Annotated in this window: 19 protein-coding genes, 1 other RNA gene and 2 pseudogenes; 1 reads left to right on the top strand and 21 read right to left on the bottom strand. The window is 29.8% G+C overall.

Annotated elements, in window-relative coordinates:
* Positions 1-4 precede the first annotated feature (4 nt).
* The 18 genes and pseudogenes from comGB to GEMHA0001_RS08860 all read right to left on the bottom strand — a co-directional run bounded on the left by comGB (position 5) and on the right by GEMHA0001_RS08860 (position 13,746).
* The gene (comGB, locus tag GEMHA0001_RS07220; RefSeq protein ID WP_040464508.1) at positions 5-1,051 is read right to left on the bottom strand and encodes a competence type IV pilus assembly protein ComGB; all 1,047 of its coding nucleotides are present in this window, start codon (positions 1,049-1,051) and stop codon (positions 5-7) included.
* The gene (comGA, locus tag GEMHA0001_RS07215) at positions 1,026-1,994 is read right to left on the bottom strand and encodes a competence type IV pilus ATPase ComGA (protein ID WP_224207483.1); all 969 of its coding nucleotides are present in this window, start codon (positions 1,992-1,994) and stop codon (positions 1,026-1,028) included. The genes comGB and comGA overlap by 26 nt, the downstream gene beginning before the upstream one ends.
* 142 nt (positions 1,995-2,136) lie before the next feature.
* Positions 2,137-2,433 (bottom strand): helix-turn-helix domain-containing protein, encoded by a 297-nt coding sequence (locus GEMHA0001_RS07210; RefSeq protein WP_003145471.1) that lies wholly within the window; start codon positions 2,431-2,433, stop codon positions 2,137-2,139.
* A gap of 276 nt (positions 2,434-2,709) precedes the next feature.
* Entirely contained in the window at positions 2,710-3,477 is a 768-nt protein-coding gene (locus tag GEMHA0001_RS07205; RefSeq protein ID WP_003145438.1) for a tRNA threonylcarbamoyladenosine dehydratase, read from the bottom strand.
* A gap of 68 nt (positions 3,478-3,545) precedes the next feature.
* Positions 3,546-3,728: non-coding RNA, 6S RNA (gene ssrS, locus GEMHA0001_RS08875), on the bottom strand.
* 179 nt (positions 3,729-3,907) lie between these two features.
* Positions 3,908-6,736 (bottom strand): excinuclease ABC subunit UvrA, encoded by a 2,829-nt coding sequence (gene uvrA / locus GEMHA0001_RS07200; RefSeq protein ID WP_003145577.1) that lies wholly within the window; start codon positions 6,734-6,736, stop codon positions 3,908-3,910.
* A gap of 266 nt (positions 6,737-7,002) precedes the next feature.
* A complete protein-coding gene (locus GEMHA0001_RS09275) occupies positions 7,003-7,428 on the bottom strand; it encodes a DUF4037 domain-containing protein (protein WP_003145031.1) in 426 nt (141 codons plus the stop codon).
* A 141-nt stretch (positions 7,429-7,569) separates the two neighbouring features.
* A complete protein-coding gene (locus tag GEMHA0001_RS09270) occupies positions 7,570-7,782 on the bottom strand; it encodes a nucleotidyltransferase domain-containing protein (RefSeq protein WP_003144885.1) in 213 nt (70 codons plus the stop codon).
* A 312-nt stretch (positions 7,783-8,094) separates the two neighbouring features.
* Positions 8,095-8,427 carry a DUF1697 domain-containing protein gene (locus GEMHA0001_RS07190; protein WP_338085694.1) on the bottom strand — a complete coding sequence of 111 codons (333 nt, stop codon included), beginning with the start codon at positions 8,425-8,427 and terminating at the stop codon, positions 8,095-8,097.
* Positions 8,428-8,450: 23 nt separating this feature from the next.
* Positions 8,451-8,567 carry a DUF1697 domain-containing protein gene (locus GEMHA0001_RS09340; protein WP_003145082.1) on the bottom strand — a complete coding sequence of 39 codons (117 nt, stop codon included), beginning with the start codon at positions 8,565-8,567 and terminating at the stop codon, positions 8,451-8,453.
* 160 nt (positions 8,568-8,727) lie between these two features.
* Complete coding sequence (locus GEMHA0001_RS07185) at positions 8,728-9,207, bottom strand: Csac_0668 family 2Fe-2S cluster-binding (seleno)protein (protein ID WP_003145426.1); 480 nt, start codon at positions 9,205-9,207, stop codon at positions 8,728-8,730.
* Positions 9,208-9,350: 143 nt separating this feature from the next.
* Positions 9,351-11,432 (bottom strand): annotated as a pseudogene (locus GEMHA0001_RS07180) (heavy metal translocating P-type ATPase).
* A gap of 145 nt (positions 11,433-11,577) precedes the next feature.
* Positions 11,578-11,946, bottom strand: a complete 369-nt coding sequence (locus tag GEMHA0001_RS07170) for an ArsR/SmtB family transcription factor (protein ID WP_003145044.1) — start codon at positions 11,944-11,946, stop codon at positions 11,578-11,580.
* Positions 11,947-12,078: 132 nt separating this feature from the next.
* On the bottom strand, positions 12,079-12,210 hold the full coding sequence (locus tag GEMHA0001_RS08870) for a DUF1413 domain-containing protein (RefSeq protein WP_428829628.1): 132 nt from the start codon (positions 12,208-12,210) through the stop codon (positions 12,079-12,081).
* A gap of 264 nt (positions 12,211-12,474) precedes the next feature.
* Positions 12,475-12,887 (bottom strand): annotated as a pseudogene (locus GEMHA0001_RS07165) (DNA cytosine methyltransferase).
* Position 12,888: 1 nt separating this feature from the next.
* Complete coding sequence (locus GEMHA0001_RS07160; protein WP_232015373.1) at positions 12,889-13,350, bottom strand: DNA-methyltransferase; 462 nt, start codon at positions 13,348-13,350, stop codon at positions 12,889-12,891.
* A gap of 8 nt (positions 13,351-13,358) precedes the next feature.
* Positions 13,359-13,658, bottom strand: a complete 300-nt coding sequence (locus tag GEMHA0001_RS07155) for a class I SAM-dependent methyltransferase (protein WP_233445898.1) — start codon at positions 13,656-13,658, stop codon at positions 13,359-13,361.
* Entirely contained in the window at positions 13,606-13,746 is a 141-nt protein-coding gene (locus tag GEMHA0001_RS08860; protein WP_428829627.1) for a helix-turn-helix domain-containing protein, read from the bottom strand. Before GEMHA0001_RS08860 ends, GEMHA0001_RS07155 begins: the two co-directional genes overlap by 53 nt.
* Between GEMHA0001_RS08860 and GEMHA0001_RS09400 the strand changes: the two genes are divergently transcribed.
* The gene (locus GEMHA0001_RS09400; protein ID WP_126512761.1) at positions 13,745-13,999 is read left to right on the top strand and encodes a transposase; all 255 of its coding nucleotides are present in this window, start codon (positions 13,745-13,747) and stop codon (positions 13,997-13,999) included. The genes GEMHA0001_RS08860 and GEMHA0001_RS09400 overlap by 2 nt on opposite strands.
* A gap of 508 nt (positions 14,000-14,507) precedes the next feature.
* Here the strand turns inward: GEMHA0001_RS09400 and GEMHA0001_RS07150 are convergent.
* The 3 genes from GEMHA0001_RS07150 to cydD all read right to left on the bottom strand — a co-directional run bounded on the left by GEMHA0001_RS07150 (position 14,508) and on the right by cydD (position 18,635).
* Positions 14,508-15,041: a DUF1697 domain-containing protein gene (locus GEMHA0001_RS07150; RefSeq protein WP_003145273.1), complete on the bottom strand. Its 534-nt coding sequence runs from the start codon at positions 15,039-15,041 to the stop codon at positions 14,508-14,510.
* Between the two features lie 155 nt (positions 15,042-15,196).
* Complete coding sequence (gene cydC / locus GEMHA0001_RS07145) at positions 15,197-16,930, bottom strand: thiol reductant ABC exporter subunit CydC (protein WP_003145572.1); 1,734 nt, start codon at positions 16,928-16,930, stop codon at positions 15,197-15,199.
* Positions 16,920-18,635: a thiol reductant ABC exporter subunit CydD gene (cydD, locus tag GEMHA0001_RS07140; protein ID WP_003144988.1), complete on the bottom strand. Its 1,716-nt coding sequence runs from the start codon at positions 18,633-18,635 to the stop codon at positions 16,920-16,922. The genes cydC and cydD overlap by 11 nt, the downstream gene beginning before the upstream one ends.

The raw sequence follows: 18,635 nt of genomic DNA, 5'->3' as shown, positions 1-18,635 counted from the left end.
CTCCTTATTTTAATGAACTTGCCATGTTAAAAATTGGAAGTAGTATTACCATATACAGTCCCACAATTACTACGGCTAAGATTCCAAATAAAATAGGTTGTAATTTTTTTAAGGTTCTATCTAATGATGTTAAAAAGGTATCTAACATCAATTCACTGAAAAGTTTTAATTCTTTATCAATCAAACCATTATTTCTTCCATGGCTTACAAATTTTCTAATTGATTTATCAAAATATTTAATTTTTCCAATTGCGTCTTCGAAACTTATGCCTTTATCTAGTTCATATAAAATTTCTTTAGCAAATTCTGTTAAATAATAATCATAATTTTCTTCGACCATTACTTCTAAAGCAGTTTTCAAAGAGAATCCACTCATAAGAAATAAACTTAACTCCATAGAAAATCTGTAAGAAAAATATAGTTTAGAATAGTTTCTAATCTTAGGAATATATAATAGAGTCTTTAAAAATAGATGTGGTTTATATCTAATTGTATAAAATAAGTAACTTATACCTAAAAGGATAAATAAAATTATAATGGAAATGATTTTTGGAATATAATAAAGTGATTTGATTAATATAATGGTTTGGAGATCCATCTTAATATTAGATGAAGTATAGATGTTCTCAAATTGTGGAATTACTAGCGCATTAAATACCATAATAAGGCATACTAATGTAAGTGTTAAAAATAGTGGATATCTTAATGTTTTTATTATCTTTTCTTGTTGTATTTTTTGTATTGATAGATAAGTTTCTACTTCGAGTAACATATCTTCAATTCGACCATAGTCTTCAGCAAATTTTATTTTGCTTATAATTAGTTGTGAATAACCAAGATACCCCAATATATCGGATAATTTATTTCCGTTAGAGAGTTTTTCTTTTATCTTTTTAATTTCATCATCAGCAACTTCATATTGTATTAATAGAAATTCTAAAGAATCTTCTAACATATATCCATGATTTATCAACTCATATAGACGCTTAATAAAATATATTTTATTCTCTTTATCTAGGATTTTTTTAATATCCCCATTTTTCTTTTTCATCATTGTTGATTAAACCTTTTTCGTAAGCTAATTCAAACTTTTTCTCTAAATAGTTTTTATGTATTCTATTATTATCTATATATTCATGAATATCTTCTTTTTTCAATATTTCGGTTACTAATCCTCTTTTTCCGTTTACTAAATTCACCAATCTTTGCGAAATAATGCAAATCACGGTTTGTTTTATATCTTCTAGTGACAGGTTTAAATCTCTTAATCGATTTATTACTCCAATAGAATCTTCCGCATGAATTGTACTTAAAACTAAATGTCCTGAAAATGCTGACGTAATTACTTGACTAGCTGTCTTATAGTCACGGATTTCTCCGATTACCATAGCATCCGGATCACATCGCAAGATAGATTTTAAGGCATTATCATAGTTAATTCCTGCTTTTTCATTTACTTGCATTTGTATTAAACTAGGAATCTTTTTTTCTACAGGATCTTCTACTGTAATTACCTGCTTATTCATGTTAGCAAGCTCACTTGCTAATTTATACAGTGATGTTGATTTACCGCTTCCTGTAGGTCCTGAAAATAATATTAGACCATTAGCTTTTTTTGAAAGATTGTTTATATATTCACTATCTTCTTCAAAAATACTGTATTCAACATCTTCTAATTCATTAATAAATATTCTAACCACACAGCCCTCATTTAACTCACTTAGTGGTAAGGTGGAAACACGTAAAAAATAATCTCTATCATTATAATTATAGACAAAGCGACCACTTTGCGGTTCCTTATTCCTTGAAATATCTATATTAGAATTAAATTTTAAAAGCGATATGATCGCGTCTAGCTCCCTATTAGAAAATTGTTCATATTTACTCAGATGACCGTTCACCCTGAGTTGTACAAAGGAATTCCCCGACGTATGTGGGTATATATGGATATCACTGGCTCTTTTTTCTATTGCTTCGTTAATAATTTGGTTCATTAATTCTTTTACATCAATAGTTATCACCCCTTTTTCCCAAGAAAAGAAAAATATAGGCTAAGTATTACCACTTAGCCTATATTAAAAAACTATTAATTTAATTTACTACATTATAACTCTATAGCCTAAGTATTTGAGTATGTTATAGATTTATATTTCTCGAAAAAGAATATCCCCTAAATCTTCTCAAAACTTCTTCTACTAATTTACAGTCCTCACTATCAAGTGATTTAATCATATCAATTACTTCAAAGTGAGTATCTGCCAACTCTTCTGGTTCCCCTTTTTCAGTTTTATAGCCTACTAGTTCATCAATAGAAACGTTATATAATTTCGCTATTGATACTAGTGTCGCAACGTTTGGTTCGTTACGCCCATATTCCCAGTTTGCATATACACCGTGAGATGATAACTCTAGTTTATCTGCTACAGTTGACATAGAGTAATTGTTCATTTATCGAAGTTTTTTCAAGTTTTGTGCCAGTAATGTTCCTTTATTCTTCAAAGTAATCCTCCTTTCTCATCTATAACTATTATACATCGTTTTCTATAAAAAATCAAATTATATTATAAATTTTCGAACCTTTTTTTCATACTAATATAGAATATTATTTTCAAATTATGTGTAATATTTACAGAAAAACTATCGAGAACTCTGATATGTCAACCATGTTAAAAAATAAAACAACGCTTTTATTAGCGTTGTTTTCATTCATTAAACAGGTTTTTCAACAGTTAATATTTTTATATTTTTCAATAAATTAGTATAAACATAATTTGCTGCTATAAGACCAGCAGTTGATGGACAAAATGCGTTCGATGCTGGTGGAATTTTCGCTTTTCGTATATCTGAATCTTGTTTTCCAATTTTTTCTAGATATTCTTTGTTTGCAATTGTTGGACTTTCTGTAGAAAATACTACGGGAACTTTCCCTCTTATTTTCTCTTTTTTCAATTTAGTTCTTATTACTTTTGCTAATGGACATACTGTAGTTTTACTTATGTCTGCAATTTGGAATTTTGTTGGATCTAGTTTATTTGCAGAACCCATCACACTAATCACTGGTATATTATTTGCTAAACAATGTTTTATTAAATGTATTTTAAAAGTTACCGTATCGCATGCATCGATGACAAAGTCCAATGGTTTCTCATAGAATACTGGATACTTATCTTCTGTATAGAAGTCTTGAATAGCAATAACTTCACATTCTGGATTTATATCCAAAATTCTTTTCTTCATTTCTTCTACTTTACTGCATCCTACTGTTTTTGTAGTAGCGTGTATTTGTCTATTAACATTTGTTATATCGATATCGTCTTTATCCATTAAAACTAAAGAACCTACCCCAGAACGTGCTAATGACTCAGCAGCAAATGAACCTACTCCACCAACACCTAGTATACCAACTCTTTTACTTTTTAATATTTCTAAACCTTCTGTTCCTATTACTAATTCATTTCTCGAAAATTGATGTAACATTTTTATCTCCATATTTCTAATTATTTCTTCTAAATTAAAAAAGACTGGATACTCTTTTGAACCAGTCTAAAAAAACCAAAACGCCGTAGATTCTTACCTGAATTGGTCCTGATATAATCAGGTGGGTACGATAGCCTTATCTTCTAAAGTCTTCTCAAGGAAGCATTTTATACTAATAAGCGATTCTCATTCCCGTTCAAAAAGTGTTAGGCCCGAATGTATGGTAAGTCTTACAAGCGCTTTAGTTGTATATTTATATTTTACCACACTTACTTTATTAAAACAACCTCAAAATTTGTATAATCATGTAGAATATCTTTTTTTATATTTCTCAATACTATCAAATAAAAGGTTTTCATAAAGTAAAATATTTTTTAAACATATTTTTAATAATCGATTCTTATTTACTTATTTTTTTATTAAATTTTTACTATTTTAAAAGTTTTTTCAGAAACTTACCTGTGTAACTTTCATTATTTTTAATTAATTTTTCTGGAGTACATTCTGCAAGAATTGTTCCTCCTCCTACTCCACCTTCTGGACCTAAATCTATCAGGTGATCACAGCATTTTATAACATCTAAATTATGCTCGATTACAACAACAGTATTTCCGCCATCAACTAACTTATCAATAATTTTAATTAATCTACTAATATCATCAATATGTAAACCTGTTGTAGGTTCATCAAGAATATATAGTGTTTTACCTGTAGATTTCTTGTAAAGTTCACTCGCTAGTTTTACCCTTTGAGCTTCTCCACCTGAAAGTGTAGTTGCACTTTGACCCAATCTTATATAATCAAGTCCAACATGTACTAATGTCTCTAGTTTATTTTTTATCTTAGGAATATTCTCAAAAAATTCATACGCTTCTTTAATAGTCATGTCTAAAACATCACTGATACTCTTACCTTTGTACTTAACTTCTAATGTCTCTCTATTATATCGTTTTCCTTTACATACTTCGCATGGAACATAAACATCAGGTAAGAAATGCATCTCAATTTTTAGAATTCCATCCCCACTACAAGCTTCACAACGACCACCTTTTACGTTAAAGCTGAATCGTCCTTTTTTGTATCCGCGTAATTTAGCTTCATTAGTACTTGCATATAAATCTCGTATATCATCAAATACACCTGTATAGGTAGCTGGATTACTTCGTGGTGTTCTTCCAATCGGGCTTTGATCTATATCGATAATCTTATCTATATTTCCTTTAATTCCCTCTACCGATTTCACTACAGTTGTATCGATTTCTTCTTTGTTAAGAATATTTTTTACTGAATTAAATAATATTTCATTAACCAGTGTTGATTTACCACTACCTGAAACCCCAGTTACTCCAATAAATTTACCAAGTGGAAATTTCACACTAACATCCTTTAGATTATTTTTTCTTGCTTTCTTAATAACGATATTTTCACCATTACCTTCTCTTCTTTTCGATGGTACAGCTATTTTTTTTCGACCTGATAGATAAGCTCCAGTTATAGAATTTTCATTCTCCATGATTTCATCAGGTGTTCCAACAGCAACTACTTGTCCTCCATGTTCTCCTGCTTTAGGACCTATATCAACTATATAGTCACAAGCTAACATCGTATCCTCATCGTGCTCTACTACTAATACAGTATTGCCTAAATCTCTCATAGAAAGCATAGTATTAATTAATTTTTCATTATCTCTTTGGTGTAAGCCTATTGAAGGTTCGTCAAGAATATAAGTAACCCCCATAAGTTTCGAACCAATTTGCGTTGCTAATCGAATACGCTGAGCTTCTCCTCCTGATAATGTTCCAGATGCTCTATCTAGTGTTAAATAATCTAAACCAACATCATTTAAAAACTGTAATCTTGATTTAATTTCTTTAAGTACTAGTTTAGCTATTGCATAATCTTTTTCACTTAGTTTTATGTTTTGGAAAAATTCATAACTGTCTTTAATAGACATTTCACAAACTTCTGCAATATTTTTATCTGCAACATATACCGATAAGATTTCTGGTTTTAGTCTTTGCCCTTTACAACTACGGCATGAATCTTCTTTAATATACTTAGCCATAGCTTCTCTAGTTGCTCTGGTCATTCCAGATTTATAGCGTCTAAGGATATTATTCGCTACTCCTTCAAAATATACAATACGTGAACGTTGCACACCTTCATCATTAATATATTTATGAGTAATTTCTTCTTGATCATTACCGTACAAAATAATCTGTTGTTGTTCATTTTTAAGGTCTTTGAATGGAGTATCCATATCAATTCCGAAATGCTCACATGCACATTTAATTAAACTTGGATAATATGTCGAAGTAGCATTATTATAAACTAATATCGCACCTTCATTTATCGTTAAGTCTTTTTGAATAATTTTGTTAACATCTACTGTTTCGTGCATCCCTAAACCATCACACTCAGGACAAGCTCCTTGTGGATTATTAAAAGAGAAGATACGAGGCTCTAAATCTCCTAATGTAAAATCACAATGTTTACAACTATACTTAGTTGAGAATAATTGTGTAGTTTCTTCTTTAACATCATCTATTTCTACTAAATCATTATTAGAAAGGTTTAGTGACGTTTCTAATGAATCAGCTAAACGTGTTTCAATTCCTTCTTTAATAACTATCCTATCAATAATTACACTAATAGAATGTTTTTTATTTTTGTCTAATTCTGGAATATCTCCAACTTCGTATAATTCACCATCAATTTTGAATCGAATATATCCATCTTTTATTAGTTTATCTATTAATTTTTTATGAGTACCTTTTTTATCTTTAACTATAGGTGCTACTATTTGGATCCTACTACGTTCTGGCATTAGCATAATAGCATCTACAATTTGACTTATTGAACTACTTTCAATTTTTTCATGATGATTTGGACAATAGATTTCTCCGATTCTTGCATAAAGTAGACGTAAATAATCGTAAATTTCTGTTACTGTTGCTACAGTTGACCTAGGATTTTTTGATGTCGTTTTTTGATTTATTGATATTGCTGGCGATAATCCTTCGATAAGATCAACATCTGGCTTTTCAAGATTACCTAAGAACTGTCTAGCATATGCACTTAAACTTTCCACATAACGACGTTGTCCTTCAGCATAGATAGTATCAAAAGCCAGTGAACTTTTACCACTACCACTTAGCCCAGTAATAACAACAAACTGATCACGTGGGATTTCTAAATCTATATTTTTAAGGTTATTTTCCCTTGCTCCTTGTATTACAATTTTATTTTTCTTTTGCATAAATTACCTCAAATGATTCTATACAATCAAATTTTTATTTTTCTTGGTAAAAGCTTTAAGTGCTCAAATACCTTTATATGGTTTTTTTCTCATAAAACTTTTCTCAACTCTCTTATTATAACATAAATACAAATGAATATTAAAAAAGAAAGTTCTAAAATACAATTTCAAAACTTTCAAAATATAATAAATGATACGCCAATCGATCAAAAAAGATTAGCAAATTTATCTTGCATAAAATTGAGTATCCTATAATATATCAGAGATTAAATAATATCTTCTAAATTTTTTATAATTGTTTTCAAATTATTTTCTACATCATTTATATTACTACCTATACTACTTAATAATTCATTCATATTCTCTTCAAAATCCTTAGGGAGAAATTTAGCATGTTCTTTAGCATAGTCTATCATTCTCTTTTCTCCTGGATGAGTAAGTTCATTTACTGCAAATATAATATCAAAATATGATTCTATAAAAGCCGAAATACGGTGATTTACACTTACAAGATCCCCTCGATTAAGTGCCTTTAAAATCTGCTTATCATAAGATGGTAAATTTCCAGTTAATAAACGAAAATTTTTCAAAATAATATTTTCTTTTAACTCTTTTGAGAATGGTACTGAAAATCTTTCTTTTATTCTATAAAATTCTTTATGTGGATCATATAGAATTTTACTATTTATCAAATTATGTAAAAAGCATGTTGTATATCCGTTACTCGCTTGATGTCTTTCAACAACATTTTCTATAATATTCTCAAAATCATTTATATTTCTATAAATAATATCTAAATCTATTCCATCAGATAAAATACAATTATCTTCTACTTACCAAAATTGATTTTCTAACTCAATATAAGAACAATATTTACCTAAAATTAATTTTCTTACATCTTTATTAGGTATATTTCCACAATAAATATATAGGTCATAATCAGAACTTCTGTCATAGTTATTACCACTTCTAGATCCACCTAATACTATCGCCGTTATTTCTGGTAATTTAGTAAATTCAAACCAAAGACTATTAAATACTTCCATTTCATTATCCTTCCTACGTCGATATAATTACTATTACATATTATTCTAACATACATCCTTATTTGTTTATATACATATTTTAAACTTTTACTAAATATTAAGAAAAAATGGAGTGACTCAAAAATCGTGATTTCTGAGAAATCAGTTTTATCGAGTCACCCTCACAAAGGTTCTGGGTCTATAATAAATACGGCTGATATTTATTATCAACCGTATTTATTATAGACCCAGAAAAAACAGTAAACCTTTTTTGATTTACTGTTCTTGTATTAGTTATGTTTAATTGTTACTTCAATAAGCTGGTGTTTATTCCTATTTCTTACATAATTCGACTAAATGTTCAACAACATTTAATTTCCTCATTGTCATGGTTATTGAAAGCTGTTTTTCAAGATAATTAGTATTCAATCTTTTAGGACTTGCATCTCTTGGAAGATACATATATAAACATTCAGAACCAATAATAAACTTTTCATCTCCAAAATCTTTATTTTCCAGTTTTTTTAGTTCATCTTCTCCCATACTATCGTTAGTGAATACTAAATGTATTCTTGAAAAATCATAATTTTCATTAAACGGATTTTCCTCAATAGCTATCTGTAATTGATTTTTTTCTTTTATAATGACACTTAAATCTGCTCCTATTTCTTTAGCTATTGTGTCATGAATTAACTTTCCTGTTTCCCTTTTGACAACTCTCTTTCCAAAATAACATTACCACTTTGAATATAAGTCTTTACTTTTTTTAGCCCTACTTTTTCAAGTATTTCTACCAAAAATGACATTTTAGGTATTCTATTTTTTCCTGTCGGTGTTACTCCTCTCAACCCCTATGGTTAAGGGGAACATATCCACACTCGTAGTCGGAAACATATCCAACATTGGCTCTCGTTTGTGGAAAGATATCAACGGTTTTGTCTGTTCGTGAGAACATATCAACTCAAATCATTTCATGGTTAATCCCATATCAATGGCTTCCTGAATAATCTTATGACAACATACCCCCAAAGGATTGTTTTCCTTACAAAGCGAATTTTTCATTGCTCCAGTTATGGCATTTGCTTCTTTAACGGTTTTCGCACCATGCTTTACAACTGCTTCAATTACCTGATCTTCTGTGACTTTGCTGCAATAACAAGCATACTTAGGATCTGCATCTTTCTTAAACCAGATAGGAACCCTAACTTGGTCTTTTAAGAATTTTATTTCTTTATCTAAGTTATAGTAAATAACGTCGTAGTCCTCATTCATGCATATCTTATATTGATCTCCATCAACGGCATTACGATAATCATCTGTCACCAAGTGTTCAACGGTTATCCTACTAACTGTTACTCCTTCATTATTACAGACAGGGCAACTCTCCTTTGTTCTATTTAAATTTTGTGTGATACATTCACAGCAACATTCATCAATAACTTTCAATTACATAACCTCCATATCTTTAAAACCATTTAATTCAAGGTAAATCCCAACAAATTTTCATTTATAGTTTTTAAATTAAAAAATACCCCTTGATTGTATCGTCAATTATCGGTATCATTCAAGGGGTGAATAGGAAAAATAGTTTATAGATTCTTTACATTCAAAGCTCTAAAAGCATTTAATACTGCGATGATAGTTACACCTACATCTGCAAATATAGCTGCCCACATAGTAGTTATTCCAAAAGCACTCAAAATAAGAACAATTATTTTTATTCCAATTGCAAATACTATGTTTTGATGTGCAATTTTTAGTGTCTTTTTAGAAATCTTCATTGTAGTAGCAATTTTCGATGGCTCATCAGTCATAATTACAACATCAGCAGCTTCAATGGCCGCATCAGAACCTAAACCACCCATTGCTATTCCAATGTCTGCACGAGCTAATACAGGTGCATCATTGATTCCGTCACCAACAAAGGCAAGTTTACCTTTTTTAGATTTTTGCGAAAATAATTCTTCTAGTTTTTCAACTTTGTCTGCTGGCAACAGTTCTGCATAAACCTTATCAAGCCCAAGCTCTTTAGCAACTTTTGAACCAATACTTTTATTATCACCTGTCAACATAACTGTTTGTTTAATATTAGCTGCCTTAAGTTCCTTGATTGCTTGTGCTGAATCTTCCTTTACCTCATCGGCAATTACAATGTAACCTATATATTTGTTATTAACAGCAACATGTACAATAGTACCGATTAGCTCTCCCTTGAAATAAGGGATATCCATCATTTTCATAAGTTTGATATTTCCTACCATAACCTTTTTGCCATCTACTGTTGCAATAACACCATGACCTGATATCTCTTCTACATCTGAAATACGTCCATTGTCTATTTCTTTGCTATATGCACGTTTCAGTGAAAGTGAAATCGGATGATTGGAATAGCTTTCCGCATGTGCAGTTAATTCTAGTAGCTCTTCTTTGGAAACTCCTTTTGGATGAATTTCCTGTACATTAAATACACCTTTCGTTAGTGTTCCAGTTTTATCAAAAACAACAATTTCAGTTTCTGCTAATGCTTCTAAATAATTACTACCCTTGACTAAAACACCTTTTTTTGAGGCTCCACCTATTCCACCGAAGAAACTCAAAGGAATTGAAATAACTAAAGCACACGGACAGGATACCACAAGGAATGCTAGTGCTCTATATATCCAATCACTAAAAGTCGCCCCGTCTATAACAAGAGGTGGTATAATAGCTAGAAAAACTGCAATTATACCCACAACCGGTGTATAATATCTCGCAAACTTCGTAATAAATTGTTCTGAATTGGATTTTTTACTACTTGCATTTTCAACTAAATCAAGAATTTTACTTACAGTAGATTCTCCAAATTCCTGGGTAACCTCTGCTGTAATAACCCCATTAATGTTGATGCACCCACTTAGGATATCACTTCCAACTTCTACTTCACGAGGAACAGATTCGCCTGTTAGTGCCGATGTATCAATCATTGAACTTCCCTCAATTACCTTGCCATCAAGAGGAATTTTTTCTCCTGCTTTAATTACAATAATATCTCCAATTTGTACTTCATCTGGGTCAACTTTGACAAGTTCATCACCTTTTTTAACATTTGCATAATCTGGTCGAATATCCATAAGGCTTGCAATTGACTTTCTCGACTTGCCAACTGCATAGCTTTGAAACAGTTCTCCAACTTGATAAAACAGCATAACTGCAACACCTTCAGGATACTCACCAATAAAAAATGCACCAATTGTTGCAATACTCATTAAAAAATTTTCATCGAAAACTTGACCTTTAAAAATATTTTTTACAGCTCTTTTTACAACATCTCCACCTACAATAATGTAACTTATTATAAAGAGAGCAATCTGTAACCATTCGTTATTTAAACTAAGCAATACTGCTGTAGCTAACACGGCTGCACCAATAATTATTCGCCATAGTCGTTTTGTCACACTAAATAGCCTCCTTTAAGCCTTTTTCATAGTTGTATCGGGTTCGATTTTTTTAACTATTTTTTCGGCCTCTGCTATTATTGTTGGCATTTTTTCATCCTCACCATCAATAACGAGTTTTGTGGTCATAAAGTTAACAGTAGCTTCTTTCACTCCATCAAGCTCATTAATAGCCTTTTCCATTTTTGCCGCGCAATTTGCACAATCTAAACCTTCAAGTATAAATTTCTTTTTCATTATTAAATCCTCCTAAATATTATTTGTAATTTTATTTTGAATACTACAAGTCTTTTTCAAATTTTCTTGAAGCATTGCTCATTTGAAATGAAGACTTAAATATATGCCCAAATATCTTCAAAAAATATTCTATTCTACCGCATTACTACTTCTCGTTGATATGAATTAGACCTTGGTCAAATATTTCTCTTACATGATCATCAACTAATGAATAATATACTACTTTGCCTTCTTTTCTGTTTTTCACTAAATTAGCTTGTTTTAAGACTCTCAGCTGATGGGAAATTGCTGATTGTGTCATGTTAAGTAATACAGCGATATCACAAACACACATTTCAGCTTCATGTAAAGCCCATAATATCCTGATTCGTGTTGAATCTCCAAATACTTTAAATAATTCTGCTAGATCATAAAGGCTTTCTTCTTGCGGCATTTTATCTCTAACTTGATTTACAATATCCTCATGAATTACATTGCAGTCACATCTTTCAATTGAATTAAATTTTTTAGTCATATTATCACCTCTTTTTAAATTATTCCATCTGATTACTTGAACAAATATTCATACGTTGTATATTTATTATATTATTATTTTTCTCTTGTGTCAATAATTATATGAGCATTTATTCAAGTGTTTTTATATTATTTAAAATATCTCTAAAACATCTACTAAGACATTAGTACAGTCCTTTCTCGGTATCCTGTTCCATACATATCCTTTAAACAATTCCTTAAAAATAAAGACTTCTCCTTCGTACAAGTTTTCGGTTTCTTTAATAGCTTCATCTAACAGCTTATTACATCACTCATGTGGTCAACTCCTTATCAATAACATTATAAAAACAACATTTTTGATAATATCACATGTATAAATCATGTAAAAGTCAATGCAAAAACCGCCAATCAAGAGAACCTAACTCTTAATTGACGGTTTATATTAGTATTAAATCATACTTCCATTTCAATTCCAGATTTAAAGTATATTACAAAGTGGTCATCATAAACACTAACATTCTGGATAATCTTCCTTACTAGGGTATCATCATAACGTGTAACCATTACTGGAACATAAGCTATAAATTTCGTCTTTAAAATGTCCGTTATTTGCAGTTAATATGTTGGGTACATTTTCTAGCACAAAATACTTCGGTCTAACAACACTAACTACCTCAAAAAAATATTTAAATAAATAATTACGTGGATCATCCATTATTTTTCTTTTCCCTTTTTGAGAAAATCCTTGACAAGGTGGTCCCCCAACAATTACATCTATATTTTTATACTCATTAAAAACATCATCAATATCTAATTTTGAAATATCTTCATTAATCATTTTCACTTTAGGATGATTTTTTTATAAGAATTAGCTATAGAATAGTCAACTTCATTTGCTAAAACAATTTCAAATCCTGAGTCGAAAAATCCTTTAGATAGTCCACCAACTCCAGAAAACAAATCAATAACTTGTCTTTTTATCTTCTACCCTCATATTCACTAATTTAGCATATTTTTCTTCTAATTCAACACCGATAAAATTTCTATTTAATCTATAGCTTGCAATTGCAGAAGAACCGCTTCCTAGAAATGGATCTACTACTAAATCGCCCTTATTTGAAAGCAATCTTATAAAATGTTCGAATAATATAATTGGCTTTTGTGTTGGATGTTTACCTAATTTCTTTTCCCTAGCAGTCGTGACAGATGTTTCAATATAGTCTAGAACCAATTTACCTTTATTATTGAATGTTCTTGTTTTTGTTTTATAAGTAAAATATATCCAGCACTCATTTGAATTAACAAAATGTAAATTCATATTTCTAGGCATTGGATTTGTTTTGTGCCAAATTCCAGTGGTTTTATAATAAAAACCAAATTTATTTGCTATTTCAACAAGAGTTTCACCCCTTAATATTGACATAAAAACTATCATGGAAGCACCATTCTTAAGTATCCTACTTGATTCTTTAAAAACAATCTCATATGGTCTTTCCAATCATTAAAATCTAAATCATCCCAACCAGCAGCACCAAAAAAATTAGAACGCATTTTTTGTAAATTTGTATCTCTCCCGTTCATGAAATTCGCAATATTATATGGAGGATCTGTAATAATTAAATCAACCGTAGATGAGTCTAACTTCCTCAATTCTTCTATGCATTCTCCATTTATTATTTCAATCATTTTTAATACACTCCATAATTTCTGATATGTCGCAATCCAATGCATCACAAATTCTGAGCAAAATATCGGTAGTTACATTCTCACCATTCTTTAATTTATAAAATGTACTCCTACTTACATTTGCTTTTTCCATAAGCTCATTATGTTGCATATCTAAATCAATAAGAAGAAGTATTTATACAACAAATATAATAGAAAATTATAATAAACATCTAAAAAAAGGAATTAAGAAAAAAGAACAATTCCCTAATGAACAATCTCTAAACAGATATGTTTGTGTATCAGCATGTGAATATAACGTAAAATATCTAGGTATATCGCACTATGGCTTTAGTATGGCGAAAGAAGAATTAGAGAATATGATAGAAGAAATATATATATACTAGCTTTTATTCCCTTCTAGAGTTTAGATTTTTCTATGATTTTGTCAAGAACAAGGGCAAACCTTCTTTGAATTCTTGACAAAATCTCTCGAAAAATCTTATTAAACTCTAAGAAATAAAAGCCATAAGAACTAATAAAATTATAAATAGTTAACTTTATTTAAAACCTCAGATTATGTTTACACAAAAATCTTGACACTGCCTTATCCTTCCTACGTCGATATAATTACTATTACATATTATTCTAACATACATCCTTATTTGTTTATATACATATTTTAAACTTTTACTAAATATTAAGAAAAAATGGAGTGACTCAAAAATCGTGATTTCTAAGAAATCAGTTTTGTCGAGTCACCCTCACAAAGGTTCTGGGTCTATAATAAATACGGCTGATATTTATTATCAACCGTATTTATTATAGACCCAGAAAAAACAGTAAACCTTTTTTGATTTACTGTTCTTGTATTAGTTATGTTTAATTGTTACTTCAATAAGCTGGTGTTTATTCCTATTTCTTACATAATTCGACTAAATGTTCAACAACATTTAATTTCCTCATTGTCATGGTTATTGAAAGCTGTTTTTCAAGATAATTAGTATTCAATCTTTTAGGACTTGCATCTCTTGGAAGATACATATATAAACATTCAGAACCAATAATAAACTTTTCATCTCCAAAATCTTTATTTTCCAGTTTTTTTAGTTCATCTTCTCCCATACTATCGTTAGTGAATACTAAATGTATTCTTGAAAAATCATAATTTTCATTAAACGGATTTTCCTCAATAGCTATCTGTAATTGATTTTTTTCTTTTATAATGACACTTAAATCTGCTCCTATTTCTTTAACTATTGTGTCATGAATTAACTTTGCTGTTTCCCCTTTTGACAACTCTGTTTCCAAAATAACATTACCACTTTGAATATAAGTCTTTACTTTTTTTAGCCCTACTTTTTCAAGTATTTCTACCAAAAATGACATTTTAGGTATTCTATTTTTTCCTATCGGTGTTACTCCTCTCAATAGTGCAATTACTTCCATATTCTAAACCTCCAAATACTTTATACTTTTATACAAGTTATATTATAGCATTTTTCAATCAAAATTTATAGGTCTAACTCGTTTCTCTTTACCTGTGTTAGTCGTTTTTCTTGTTCCTGTAACTGCTCTATATTTGTAAAGTTTTGCAAATACTATTACGCTATATTATCCATATCATACAATTTCTTATACTTATCATTTGTTGCGTATAATTCACTATGAGTTCCATCCATTTCTATTTCTCCATCTTTAATGAAGATTATTCTATCCATATATTCGATAGAGTTTAAATGATGGGTAATCCATACGATTGTTTTATCTTTACTAGATTCAAAAATTGTAGTTAATAATTCATGTTCAGTTTTTGGATCTAACCCAACAGTTGGCTCATCTAATAGTAGTAATTCATTATTTTGAATTATACTTCTAGCAAAAGCGATACGTTGACGTTCTCCACCTGAAAATCTACTTCCAGTTTCGAATACATTAGTATCTATTCCGTCCGGTAAACTTTGAAGCAATTTAGATAATTGTGCTTTTTCTAAACTCTCATTAATTTTATTTTCAATTTCAGAATCTTCTATACCTGCATCTAAAAGAGCAAGTTTTAAATTTTCTCTAATAGTCATATCGAATAAATATGGTTTCTGGTTTAATAGTGAAATTTCTGTACCTAACATTTTTTCTGTTGGTTTTTTATCTAGTACAACTATTTCTCCTTTATAGTCAGTATATGTCCCAGTTAATAGTTTTACTAATGTAGATTTACCTACACCACTTCTTCCCAATATTGCTACTTTCTCACCTTTCTTGATTGAAAGTGATAAGTTGTTTAATATTGTTTTACCTTCTTCATATTCAAAAGATAAATTCTTGACATCAATAATATTACCATCAGAATTTTTTGCATCAGTTACTTCGATTTGTTCATCGTCTTCTTGAGCATAAAATTCTTTAACACGATTGATTGATACTTCGTAACCTGGTATATGAGCAACAGCTTCACTCGTCATTACAGCAACACTAAGAACAGATAATACCATCATACAGAATGATGCAATGTAGACATTTTCGATTACATTGTTAACTGTCATATTCCAACAACTATATATCATTAAGAAAGCTGTGGCACCTGCAAGTAGGTTAACAAAGTTTTCTCTTAAGTGAACGAATGTTTTAATTTTTCTTTCACGTTTTAAAAGTTTTTGTTCTTTAACTTGATAGTCATCCATGAATTCATTTACTTTATTAGAAGAAATCCAATCACTTAATCCAAAAATAGCACTAGTAAAATCACGATATAGGTTATATTTAGCTTCTTTCATAATTTGGAAGTTCTTTCTAGTAATTGTAAGTGAAGCGAATGGTACTACAAAAATTATAAAAATTCCAAATAGTGTTGCTAATAGTGCATAATTCATATCATAGCCAAACATTACTGTAATGAAAAGTACATATAATACTAATGAGATGATACTTGGGAATATTGTTTTTAGATAGATATTTTGCATATTTTCAATATCTTCAGAAATAATACCTAGTAAATCTCCAGATTTATATTCTTTTTTCAATTTCAATGCTTTAGGTTCTAATATTCTATATACTCTACTACGCATTTTTTCTATTATTCCTAAAACTAAATTATGACTCACTAGCCTTTGAATATAAGCAAATGTAGATTGTGCTAACGAGAATGTTCTTGTTAATACTGTAGGTACCTGTAGCATTAGGATATTTCCTATTTGTAATGATGCTTTACTTATTAAGTAACCCGATACGTACATTAACGCCGCTCCACTAATAACAGACATTAATCCTAAAAAGACTACTCCGCTCATTACACCTTTATTCTTTTTAAGTTCTTTTCTTATTATTGAATTATTGTTCACTATAGCTACCTCCTACTAGATTAGCTTTCAATTCTTCGAAACGTGGTGAATTTTTAAATTCAGCAACTTTCTCAAAATCACTAACCTTTCCTTGTTCTAGATTTAAAACATAATCTACATTATTCAACCAGTGTAGTCTATGTGTAGCAATAATTACAGTTCTACCTTTAAATAATTCTAGTAGTTTTTCTTTAATCTCAAACTCTGTTTCTATATCCAGGTGACTTGTAGGTTCATCTAAAATAATTACTTCTCTATTACTAATTAATGCTCTAGCGATAGCAATACGTTGCGCTTGACCACCACTTAATTCTTGACCACCTTCTCCAATATTAGTGTCATACCCTTGTGGTAATGTAGAGATGAATTTATCTAAACCTACTAACTTACTAATTTCTTTTAAGTGATCTTCACTTATATTCTCATTAGAATAGAATAATATATTGTTTCGAATTGTATCTGGGAAAATATAAGGGAATTGTGAAATATATGAGATATTATTTGACCAGTGGACATTTTTTAAGTTTGTAACTTCATCGTTAATTAATATCTCACCTTCACTCTGTTCATTAAAACCAGATAATAATGAGATTAATGAGGTTTTTCCACTTCCGCTTTGTCCTACAAGACAAATCTTTTCACCTTTGTTTATTGATAAAGTAATGTTATCAAGAATTTTTTTGTCATCTTTTATTAATCCTACATTTTGTAGTTTTATACTTTCTACACTATTGATAGAAGATTTCTGCGATTTATTCTTCTCGTTATCCACTATCATTCGATTAATATCTTCATAAGCCATTTGCCCATCAAGTGTTGCATGGTAGTCTGTCGCAGCTTGTTTCATTGGTAGGAAAAATTCTGGAGCTATTAATAATACAGTAAGCGATGGTAATAATACCGTATCTCCATCTAATAATAGAATTCCTAATCTAACAGCTAAAAGAGCAATTGCGATTGTTGTTAAGAAATCAAGTGCAAAGCTGTTTAAAAATGCTACACTAAGTGTCTTCATCGTACTTTGGCGATACTCTTTATTTTTCTTTTCCATAATAGGTAAGTAGTTTTTACTTACCCCTAAAAATTTAAGGGTCTCTACCCCTCGAATTGTATCGATAAAGTTATTAGATAATGCCCTATATTTTTTATACTGTCTATTCGCCATATCTCTAGCGTTAATTCCTAATAGTATCATAAAAATAACGATAACTGGTATTACTGATATTATCATTAAGGCTGATACATAATCTGTATAGAATATAAAAATCACTACTAAGGTTGGGATAATAGCTCCACGGATTTGTTTTGATACATTTAATTCAAAATACTGTTTTACTTTTCCTATTCCATCAATCGCTAGGGTTACTAGCTTTCCTGATCCTTCTCTTGATGTGAAATCAGGTCCTAGGTCAAAATAACTCTGAAGTAATTTTCTTCTAAGCTCCGTTTCAAACTTAATTGCATGATTTTCTGTAAAATATTGTTGTAAGTGTAAAAACACTATCCTAAAAATATAACCTATTAAAAAAAGAACACTATCTCTTACAACATTATCAAAATTTTTATCAAAAAGTCCCACTATGGCTTTTGCTAAAAAAGCAGCTTGTATAATTATACAAGCTGCTTCGAATATTGATAATATTAATAATGTCAATGTAAGACTTTTTTTAACAGGAAGTTTTAATTTTGCTTCCTTTTTTTTCAT

The sequence above is a fragment of the Gemella haemolysans ATCC 10379 genome (assembly GCF_000173915.1).
GTDB classification, from domain to species: Bacteria; Bacillota; Bacilli; order Staphylococcales; family Gemellaceae; genus Gemella; species Gemella haemolysans.
This window is presented reverse-complemented; position numbering and strand designations above follow the sequence as displayed.